General features: G+C 70.0%; 12 protein-coding genes. 5 read left to right on the top strand and 7 right to left on the bottom strand.

The window, feature by feature from the left end; genetic code table 11:
• Positions 1-81: 81 nt before the first annotated feature.
• The 5 genes from era to MKK82_RS31625 form a co-directional block, all read right to left on the bottom strand.
• The gene (gene era, locus MKK82_RS31605) at positions 82-1,086 is read right to left on the bottom strand and encodes a GTPase Era (protein WP_243987941.1); all 1,005 of its coding nucleotides are present in this window, start codon (positions 1,084-1,086) and stop codon (positions 82-84) included.
• Complete coding sequence (rnc, locus tag MKK82_RS31610; RefSeq protein ID WP_238290376.1) at positions 1,083-1,862, bottom strand: ribonuclease III; 780 nt, start codon at positions 1,860-1,862, stop codon at positions 1,083-1,085. The genes era and rnc overlap by 4 nt, the downstream gene beginning before the upstream one ends.
• Complete coding sequence (lepB, locus tag MKK82_RS31615) at positions 1,859-2,644, bottom strand: signal peptidase I (RefSeq protein WP_238290294.1); 786 nt, start codon at positions 2,642-2,644, stop codon at positions 1,859-1,861. The genes rnc and lepB overlap by 4 nt, the downstream gene beginning before the upstream one ends.
• A 197-nt stretch (positions 2,645-2,841) precedes the next feature.
• Complete coding sequence (gene acpS, locus MKK82_RS31620; protein ID WP_238290293.1) at positions 2,842-3,252, bottom strand: holo-ACP synthase; 411 nt, start codon at positions 3,250-3,252, stop codon at positions 2,842-2,844.
• Complete coding sequence (locus MKK82_RS31625; protein WP_238290292.1) at positions 3,249-3,998, bottom strand: pyridoxine 5'-phosphate synthase; 750 nt, start codon at positions 3,996-3,998, stop codon at positions 3,249-3,251. The genes acpS and MKK82_RS31625 overlap by 4 nt, the downstream gene beginning before the upstream one ends.
• Positions 3,999-4,583: 585 nt before the next feature.
• On the opposite strand from MKK82_RS31625, the gene rpsF reads away from it, so the two are divergent.
• The 4 genes from rpsF to rplI all read left to right on the top strand — a co-directional run bounded on the left by rpsF (position 4,584) and on the right by rplI (position 7,059).
• Entirely contained in the window at positions 4,584-5,048 is a 465-nt protein-coding gene (rpsF, locus tag MKK82_RS31630) for a 30S ribosomal protein S6 (protein ID WP_238290375.1), read from the top strand.
• Positions 5,049-5,051: 3 nt separating this feature from the next.
• Entirely contained in the window at positions 5,052-5,303 is a 252-nt protein-coding gene (gene rpsR / locus MKK82_RS31635) for a 30S ribosomal protein S18 (protein ID WP_007561044.1), read from the top strand.
• A gap of 128 nt (positions 5,304-5,431) precedes the next feature.
• Positions 5,432-6,445, top strand: coding sequence for a DUF2232 domain-containing protein (locus MKK82_RS31640; protein WP_238290291.1), 1,014 nt, complete (start codon positions 5,432-5,434; stop codon positions 6,443-6,445).
• Between the two features lie 41 nt (positions 6,446-6,486).
• The gene (rplI, locus tag MKK82_RS31645) at positions 6,487-7,059 is read left to right on the top strand and encodes a 50S ribosomal protein L9 (protein ID WP_238290290.1); all 573 of its coding nucleotides are present in this window, start codon (positions 6,487-6,489) and stop codon (positions 7,057-7,059) included.
• A gap of 183 nt (positions 7,060-7,242) precedes the next feature.
• On the opposite strand, the gene MKK82_RS31650 is transcribed toward rplI, so the two are convergent.
• Positions 7,243-7,713, bottom strand: a complete 471-nt coding sequence (locus MKK82_RS31650; RefSeq protein WP_238290289.1) for a MarR family winged helix-turn-helix transcriptional regulator — start codon at positions 7,711-7,713, stop codon at positions 7,243-7,245.
• A 131-nt stretch (positions 7,714-7,844) separates the two neighbouring features.
• On the bottom strand, positions 7,845-9,290 hold the full coding sequence (gene selA, locus MKK82_RS31655; protein ID WP_243987942.1) for an L-seryl-tRNA(Sec) selenium transferase: 1,446 nt from the start codon (positions 9,288-9,290) through the stop codon (positions 7,845-7,847).
• A gap of 198 nt (positions 9,291-9,488) precedes the next feature.
• On the opposite strand from selA, the gene MKK82_RS31660 reads away from it, so the two are divergent.
• Positions 9,489-9,647: sugar phosphate nucleotidyltransferase (locus MKK82_RS31660; protein WP_243987944.1), on the top strand; the 159-nt coding region annotated here is incomplete at its 3' end.

Raw genomic sequence — 9,647 nt, forward strand, 5'->3', positions numbered from 1 at the left:
GACTCGGTTCATCCGGGGGAACGCCGCGCCTTATACCGAAACGCACCGGGATGCCCAGCCTTCCGGGCGCGGGCCGCCAAGTCAGCCGCGGGGAAATTCCAGGCCCATCTCGCGGTAGCGGGCCGGATCGTCGGCCCAGTTCTCCCGCACTTTCACGTGCAGGAACAGGTGGACCCTGGCGTCGGCCGCCTCGGCGATCTCGACCCGGGCCGCCTGCCCGATCGCCTTGATGGTCTGGCCGCCCTTGCCGAGGACGATCGAGCGCTGGCTCTCCCGCTCGACGAAGATCGTCTGCTCGATCCGCACCGACCCGTCGGGCCGGATCTGCCACTGGTCGGTCTCCACCGTGGAGCGGTAGGGCAGTTCCTCGTGCAGCCGGTCGTAGATCTTCTCGCGGGTGATCTCGGCCGCCAGCATGCGCAGGGGCGCGTCCGAGACCTGATCCTCCGGGTAGAGCCAGGGTCCCGGCGGCATCCGGGCCGCGAGAGCCCGCCGCAGGTCCGCCACGCCATCGCCCTTCAGAGCCGAGATCATGAAGGTCTCGGCGAAGGGCGAGACGGCGTTGAGCTTGGCGGCGAGATCGAGCAGCCGCTCCCGTGGGATCAGATCGATCTTGTTGAGGATCAGCATCTTCTCGCGCTTCACCTCGCCGAGCCGCCCGAGGACCGCCTCTACCTCCTGATCGATGCCCTTGCGCGCATCCACCAGCAGGCAGACCGCGTCGGCGTCGGCGGCGCCGCTCCAGGCGGAGTGCACCATCGCCCGGTCGAGGCGGCGCTTGGGCGCAAAGATGCCGGGCGTGTCGACCAGGATCACCTGGGCCGAGCCCTCGATGAGGATTCCCCGCACCAGCGCCCGGGTCGTCTGAACCTTGCGGGAGACGATCGAGACCTTCGTGCCCACGAGGCTGTTCAGGAGGGTCGACTTGCCGGCGTTCGGCACGCCGATCAGCGCGACGAAGCCCGCCCTGGCGTCGGCGGGCGTGCCCGGAAGCGCCGATGGGTCGCGCGCCGCCTCGGAGGTCAGCGCATCGTCGGGGCCGTCCTGCTCGTGCCCGTCCTGCTTGTCCTGCTCGTGCGCGTTCATGCTGTCTCCGTGGACCCCACCTCCGGCGAGGCCCCAATGCCCTCCCGCTCCAACAGCGCCTGGGCGGCGGCCTGTTCGGCAATTCGCTTCGACGTGCCGTCCCCGTGGCCGGGCTCGAGCCCCTCCACCAGCACGGCGATCCGGAACCGGGGCGCGTGGTCGGGACCGGTGCGCTCCACCACCTCATAGGTAGGGATCGGCAAGCTGCGGCCCATAGCCCATTCCTGAAGGGCGGACTTGGCGTCGCGGCCCCGCGGTGCCGCGTTCGGCTCGCCCGGCCGGAAATGCGCCTCGACCACCGCCCGCGCGGCATCGAAACCGGCATCGAGGTAGATGGCGCCCAGGATCGCCTCGCAGACGTCGGCCAGGATCGTCTGGTTGCGCCGGCCGCCGCCCATCACCTCGCCCTGACCGAGGATGAGGTGCGGCCCGACCTCCCAGGCGGCGGCCACGACCGCGCAGGTCTCGCGCCGGACCAGTGCGGCGAGCCGTCGGGAGAGATCACCCTCGTCGGCGTCCGGAAATGCGCCGTAGAGCCGGTCCGCCACCGCCAGGCCGAGAACGCGGTCGCCGAGAAATTCGAGGCGCTGGTAGCTGCCCCCCCGGCCGCTGGCCTTGCTGGTATGGGTCAGCGCGCGGGTCAGCAAATCCTGATCGTCGAACCGGTGCCCGATCCGCTCCTCCAGCGCGCCCAGCGGCGGACGTGGCTTGTGGGCGCGTCGCCCCCGGGCGGAAGTGCGGGGCTGGGCAGCGTCGTCCAAGTCCGGTCCGGTCAATGGATTGTCGAGAACAGGCGCGACCAGCGCACGTGGGCCGGCCAGTTCCAGACCTGCCACGCCGGGGTGCCCTCGTCGATGGAGAAGAAGATCATCTCGGCGCGCCCGACCAAGTTGGCGAAGGGAACGTAGCCGACGCTGGCGAGGTCGCGCGAATCGGTGGAGTTGTCGCGGTTATCGCCCATCATGAAAAAGTGACCGGGCGGGACCGTATAAAGCTCGGTCTTGTCCCAGAAGCCGTTGTCGCCGTCGCGCTCGATCACCCGGTGGACCACGCCGTTGGGCAGGGTTTCCGTGTATTGCGGAACCTTGGTGGCCTGTCCGTAGGGATCGGTGGTCTCGTAATCGGCGATCCGTTCGCGCTTGACCGCCTTGCCGTTGATGTTGAGCACGCCGTCGATCATCTGGATCTTGTCGCCCGGCAGGCCGATCACCCGCTTTATGTAGTCGGTCGCGTTGTCCTTGGGCAGCTTGAACACCGCGATGTCGCCGCGCTTCGGCTCCGCGCCCCAGACCCGGCCCTCAGCCTGGATCGGAATGTATTCGGAGAGGGGAAGCGAGTATTTCGAATAGCCGTAGGAATATTTTGAAACGAACAGGTAATCGCCGATCAGCAAGGTTGGGACCAGCGAGCCGGAGGGGATGTTGAACGGCTGGAACAGCAGCGTCCGCACCACCAGGGCGATCAGGAGCGCCTGGATGCCGACCTTCAGCGTCTCGCGGATGCTGGCCCAGGTGCCGGTCTCGGCGGGTTTCCTGAGCGGCTTGCCGTCGTAATCCACGCGCGCGTTCCGTCTTCGGTTGAGGTTCCGTCGCCTGCCGCCAGCGGGGGGGCCCGCCGCGCGCGGCTTGCGCGGCTTCGATGTGCGGTTGGCCCGAGGAATGCGCCGCAATCGTGTCCGCTGTGCGCGGCGGTCTAGACCATGCGCGAGCCCCCCGCAACGCGCGAGACCGGCCGTCTAATCCGCGAGACCCGTCTTCAACCGGCACCGGCCGCCGGCAGCGCCTCGATGACCACGAAGGCCTGGGCCATGGGCGGATCGTCGGTGAGGCTCACGTGCAGACGCGCCGCATGTCCTTCGGGCATCAACGCCGCGAGCCGCTCGGCCGCGCCACCGGCGAGCCGAAGTGTCGGCTGGCCGGAGGGGAGGTTCACCACCTCCATGTCGCGCCAGAAGACGCCGCCGCTGAGGCCGGTGCCCAGGGCCTTGGCGCAGGCCTCCTTGGCGGCGAAGCGCCTCGCATAGCCCTCCGCGCGGGCGGCCCGGCGGTCGCAGCGCGCCCGCTCCCCGTCGGTGAACACCCGGTGGGTGAAGCGGTCGCCGTGCCGCTCCAGGGTCCGCGCGATGCGTCGGATATCGCAGAGATCCGATCCGATCCCGATGATCATGGGCGCCGCGCCCGATCAATCGCGGACCGCATGTCCCGCACCGCCTGTTCAAGGCCGACGAAGATGGCGTCGGCGATCAGCGAATGGCCGATATTCAACTCGCGGATCTGCGGGAGCGCCGCGACCGGGCCGACGCTGCCGAGGGTGAGCCCGTGGCCGGCATGGATCTCGAGGCCGAGTCCGGCCCCGTGCTCGGCCGCGCGCCGGATGCGGGTAAGTTCGTAGGCCGTGCGCTCGGAATCGTCCCTGAGCGCCGCCTCGCAATAGCTGCCGGTATGGAGTTCCACCACCGGCGCCCCCAGCGCCCGGGCCGCCTCCATCACCGTCGGCTCAGGCTCGACGAACAGCGAGACGCGGATCCCCGCCTCCGCCAGAGCCCCGACGCGCGGGGCCAGATGGTCGCGCCCTCCGATGATGTCGAGGCCGCCCTCGGTGGTGCGCTCCTCGCGCTTCTCCGGGACGAGACAGGCCGCGTGAGGGCGGGTGGCGAGCGCGATCGCCACCATCTCGTCGGTCGCCGCCATCTCGAAATTCAGGGGCACGGAGAGACCCCGCTTGAGCTTCGCGATGTCGGCGTCGCGGATGTGGCGCCGGTCCTCCCGCAGATGCGCGGTGATGCCGTCGGCACCTGCCTCGACGGCGCGCAGCGCGGCCCGCACCGGATCGGGATAGTCGCCGCCGCGGGCGTTGCGGACGGTGGCGACGTGGTCGATGTTGACGCCGAGGCGCAGCTTTTCGGAGGTCATCCGTTCGTCCATCCCGTGCCGGCGGATCCGGCAGAGTTGCGCGGAGGGTCGGGGGCCTACCGCGTGCCGGGCTCACGGCTGCGATATGCTGGCGTTCCCGTCCTGCGGCAAGACGCGGCCGACACGCGGCGGGCCACGCGACCCCACGGCCTGTGCCGGGTCCCCGATCACCTGCCATCGGCTTTCCCAAGGCGCGGAGAAGGGCTGGTGGTTCATCCGGCGCCGCTTTGCCCGGGCGAGGCGGAGCGTCCGGGAACCCCGCGCGAAACCCGATCGAGGATCCAGGGCACGGACGGGCCGCGCCAGCGGCGCCGGTCCACAACCGCGTCGCCGACTTGTCAGGCCGGAAAAAACCGACTATGCGCCGCCCCTCGCGTTCGCTCCGGCCGGGGGCTGAACGGACGGTGCCGCTTGCGGCACAGGGCTCCTCGCGGATCCCGTCGTCCGGTGTCTCCGCCTTCGATCAACCGCTCGGGCCTGAAAATCGGCTCGAAGGGCTTGGCGCCGAGCGTTGCGCGAGATGAACCGGCCCGAATCAGCCGCCTCCCGGCGGTCGGGCTCCTTTTGACGCTGAAAGGCCCGACAATGCCTCTCTACGAGCATGTGCTCTTGGCTCGCCAGGACGTGACGTCCCAGCAGGTCGAGACGATGATCGACACCTACAAGGGTGTGATCGAGCAGAACGGTGGCCGTCTCGAAAAGATCGAGATGTGGGGTGTGAAGTCCCTCGCCTACCGGATCAAGAAAAACCGCAAGGCGCATTTCGCGCTCCTCAACATCGATGCGCCGCCGGCCGCCATCACCGAGATGGAGCGCCAGATGCAGATCTCCGAGGACGTGCTGCGTTTCATGACCATCCGGGTCGAGGAGCTCGATTCCGAGCCGTCCGCCATGATGCAGAAGCGCGACCGTGACGACCGCAAGGACCGCGAGCGCGGCCGTCGTCGTGACGACGAGGGCTTCGGCGGTGGCGGCGGCTTCGGTGGCGACCGGGGTGACCGCGGCGATCGTGGTGACCGCGGCGAGCGCAGCTTCGGCGGGGAGGGCTGATCCATGGCTTTCGGTGCTGGTGCAGGCGGCGGACGCCGTCCCTTCTTCCGTCGTCGCAAGACTTGCCCGTTCTCCGGCGCGAACGCGCCGAAGATCGACTACAAGGACGTCAAGCTCCTGTCCCGCTACGTGTCCGAGCGCGGCAAGATCGTGCCGTCGCGGATCACCGCGGTGTCGGCCAAGAAGCAGCGCGAGCTCGCCCAGGCGATCAAGCGCGCCCGCTTCCTCGGCCTGCTGCCGTACGTGATCAAGTAAGACACGCAAACCCGCCGGTCCGGCATCAGCCCGGGCCGGCCCTCGCAGAGGGCGGCCGAGGTCGCCTGATCGTTGGGGCGGGAAGCCGCCTCTAACCCTGCCGGAGCGGCAGCGGGACAGCGGAACCCATGGCACAGCATATCGGCATCGGTATCGGCGCGGGCCTCGTCTCGGCACTCCTGTTCGGAGTGCTTCTGAAGGCGACCCCGCTGGCGATCCTGCTCTACCTCGTGGCCCCGCTGCCGATCCTGATCGTGGGGCTCGGCTGGAGCCACAAGGCCGCGCTGGCTGCGGCCGCCACCGGCAGCCTCGTGCTCGTCCTGGTGATCGCGCCCTTCATGGGCCTCGCCTTCGGCGCCTACATCGCCCTGCCCGCGTGGTGGCTCGCCTATCTCACGCTCCTCGGGCGCGAAACTCCGGCCGGCCTGGAGTGGTATCCGACGGGGCGCCTGCTCGGCTGGATCGCCGCGACGGCCGCTCTCGCCTTCATCGCCATCGCGGTCCTGTCCTCGCCGAACCACGCGGCCTTCGACGCGCAGCTGCGCGGGCTCGCCCAGACTCTGGTCCAGACGCGGATGCCGGCGACCCGCCCCGACGCCGGCCGGACCCGCGAAGCCGAGGCGGCCGACTCCCAGGAGACCGCGCCGGAGCCGAAGGGCGCGCCGGACTCGGACGCCGCGGACGTCACGCGCACCGAGATGGCCGATGCCCTGGCGCGGGTCGTACCGGCCTTCGCGGCCAACGGTCTGGCGCTGCTTCTGACCTTCTACCTCTGGGCCTCGGCCCGGATCGTGAGGATCTCCGGCCGCCTCCCCCGGCCCTGGCCCGATCTTCCGTCGACCGCCATGCCGCGCACGACGCTGGCGACCCTGGCGGCCGCGATCCTGATGTGCTTCGCCCCCGGCTATGTCGGGGTGTTCGGGGTGGCGCTGGTCGGCGCCTTCAGCGCCGCCTTCGCGCTCCAGGGCCTCGCCGCCTTCCACGACCGCTCCCGCGGTCGCCCGGGGCGTGGGCTCATGCTGTTCGGCATGTACCTGATCCTGTTCGTGACCCAGGGCATCGCCCTGGTCGCCCTCACCGTGTTCGGCCTCGCCGACACCGCCCTCGACCGCCGACGTCCCAAGGACAGTCCGGCGCCGTGAGACCCCGGCCCCTGAGGCCAAACACCTGAAGGAGAAAGTCCATGGAAGTGATCCTGCTCGAGCGCGTGGCCAAGCTCGGCCAGATGGGCGAGACCGTGAACGTCCGCCCGGGCTTCGCCCGCAACTTCCTGCTCGCCCGCGGCAAGGCCCTGCGCGCGACGGAAGCCAACAAGAAGCACTTCGAGGGCCAGCGCGCCCAGCTCGAGGCCCGCAACCTCGACCGCAAGAAGGAGGCCGAGGCCGTCGCCGAGAAGCTGAACGGTCAGAGCTTCGTCCTGATCCGCCAGTCGGGCGAGACCGGGGTCCTCTACGGCTCCGTCTCGACCCGCGACCTCGCCGAGGTCGTCGCCAAGGAGGGCTTCACGGTGGATCGCGGCCAGTTCACCCTGAACCAGCCGATCAAGACGCTGGGCCTCCACAAGGTCCCGGTGGTGCTGCACCCCGAGGTCGAGGTCGAGATCACCGTCAACGTCGCCCGCAGCCCCGAGGAGGCCGAGCGTCAGGCCCGCGGCGAGTCCGTCACCGAGCGCGAGGCGTTCAACCTCGACGATCTGGGTCTCGAGGTCGGCATGGCGCTGGCCGATGCCGGCGAGGGTGCCGACGACCGCGGCTGATTCACGTTCGATGGCCCGGCCGGTCTGAGCATCGGCCGGGCTTGCGAAAGAGGCGTGTTGCCGAGCCGCTCGCGCGGCGCAGTCCTGCGCCAGATCCCGGGGCGGGTGCGGCGATCGGCACCCGCCCCGGACTTCGGCAGACACCTTAGTTCCGCGGCAGCCCCCTTCCGGGATACGCCGCCCTCACTCGTTCACGCTCAGCCGATCGATGACGAGGCTGAGATCCTTGCGCAGGGCACGGATCTCCGGCTCGCTGAGTTCGAGCTGGCACATCACGCTCTCGCGGACCGACACGGCTTCGGAGCGCAGCGCCGCGCCCTGCGGCGTCAGGGCGATCTCCACCTCGCGCTCGTCGGACTGACGGCGGGTGCGGCGCAGAAAGCCGGAATTCTCCAGCCGCTTCAGAACCGGCGTCAGCGTGCCGGAATCGAGGCGCAGCCGGCGACCGATCTCGGAGACCGTGACACCGTCCTGCTCCCAGAGCACCAGGAGGACGAGGTATTGCGGATAGGTCAGTCCCAGCCGCTCAAGGAACGGCCGATAGGATTTGGTCATCCGGTGCGCGGCTGCGTAGAGCGCGTAGCATAGCTGGTTGTCCAGAAGGAGCGGATCGACCTCGCGCTCCGCCTCCATCGTCTCGACCTTGGGCACCATATCGCTCGCCTATCGCGGTCCGGGCACCGCTACTCTCGACCGCGACCGCGGGTCAGTCCGTATACCACAACACGCGCGGTCGGCGCACAAGGTCCGGCGCGGCAACAGGTTTTCTGACAAATCCGAGCGGTTCATCCCCCCTGCCCCCGTGGCGGGAGCGCCGCCAGGCTGTCGAGCAGGCCGGCCTCGTCCTCCAACGTCCGGAGATCCAGCACGACGGCATCGTCGCTGATGCGCCCGATCACCGGTACCGGCAGGGTGCGCAGGCGCTCGGCCAGGCGCTTGCAGCGCCCCCCCGCGCCGCGGCGCGGCTCGCCGCCGGCCGGATCCGGCGTGAGGACCAGGGCGGCGCTGGGCAGGGTCTCCACCGGAAGGGCCCCGGAGCCGATCTGGCTGATGCACTCGGCCACCGAGACCGTAGCCCATCCCGACAGCCGTTCAGCCACCGCGGGGGCGAGGCACCGCGCGCGCGCCGCGATCGCCGCCCGGTCGCGGGTCAGCAGCCGGAGCGTCGGCAGCTCCTCGGCCAGCCGTTCGGGGTGGAGGTACAGGCGCAGCACCGCTTCGAGCGCGGCGTAGGTCATCTTGTCGACCCGGAGGGCCCGCTTCAGCGGGTTCCTGCGGATCCGGGCGATCAGGTCCGTCCGGCCGGCCACGATGCCGCACTGCACGGCGCCGAGGAGCTTGTCGCCGCTGAAGGTGACGACGTCGGCCCGCTCCAGGGCGGCCCGGATCGTCGGCTCGGGCGGCAAGCCGTAGGCGGCGAGGTCCACGAGGCTGCCGCTGCCGAGGTCGTCCGCCAGCGGCACGCCGCGCTCGCGGCACAGGGCGTGCAGGGCGGCCGGATCGGCGGCGGCCGTGAAGCCCGCGATGGCGTAGTTGCTCGGATGAACCTTCATGACGAGGCCGGTGCGCGGCCCGATCGCGTCCGCGAAGTCGCGCAGGTGCGTGCGGTTGGTGGTGCCGACCTCGCGCAGCCGGCAGCCGGCCCGCACCATCACGTCCGGGATCCGGAAGGATCCGCCGATCTCCACCAGTTCGCCCCGGGAGACCACTACTTCCTTGCGCATGGCGAGTGCGTTCAGAACCAGCAGGACGGCGGCCGCGTTGTTGTTCACGACGACCGCAGCCTCGGCGCCCGTCAGGCGGCAGATCAGGGCTTCGACGTGATCGTCGCGCTCGCCCCGGGCGCCGGTCGCGAGATCGTATTCGAGGTTGCTCGCCTGCACCATCACGGCCGCCACCGCCTCGGCGGCCGACCGGGGCAACAGGGCACGACCGAGATTGGTGTGCAGGACCGTGCCGGTGAGGTTGAAGACCGGCCGGAGGGACCGCCGTCGCTCGGCGACCAGCAGTCCGACCGCTGCGGCACGGATCTCGGCGTCGTCCGGCACCCGACCACCCGCGGCCCGGAGCCCCGCGAGCACGGTCCGGATGGCGTCGGTGAAGGCCGTCCGCCCATAGACGGCCAGATCGTCCCCGTCGGCGCCGGCCACCAGGCGCTCGACCGAGGGCAGCCGACGAGGACCCTGCGCCAGGGCGCCCGGGGACGGATTTTTCTGAATCGATGAACTCATGCGTAGCGAGAGATAATAAGCCTCCTGTACACGGCCAGTCCAATCGAGCACGGATAATTTGCGCAGGTTGTTCTGTGCCCGACCGGACGTTAAGGCCAGTCTCGCAAATCCGTTGGCCGGCGGTACTCTGCCCTCTTATGGGGCGGTGCACGCCGCGCGACACCGCAGACCCGCCGAGCCCTCTCGGGAGACACCCGCATGTCCCGCTCTTCTGCCCTCATTCACCCGATGATTTTGTGTGGTGGGACGGGCACGCGCCTGTGGCCGGCCTCGCGGGAGAGCATGCCCAAGCAGTTCGCCCGGCTTGTGGATGCGCAGGCCTCGACCTTCCAGGCGACGCTGGGGCGGGTGTCGGAC

The organism is Methylobacterium sp. E-046 (assembly GCF_022829625.1).
Taxonomy (GTDB): Bacteria; Pseudomonadota; Alphaproteobacteria; order Rhizobiales; family Beijerinckiaceae; genus Methylobacterium; species Methylobacterium longum.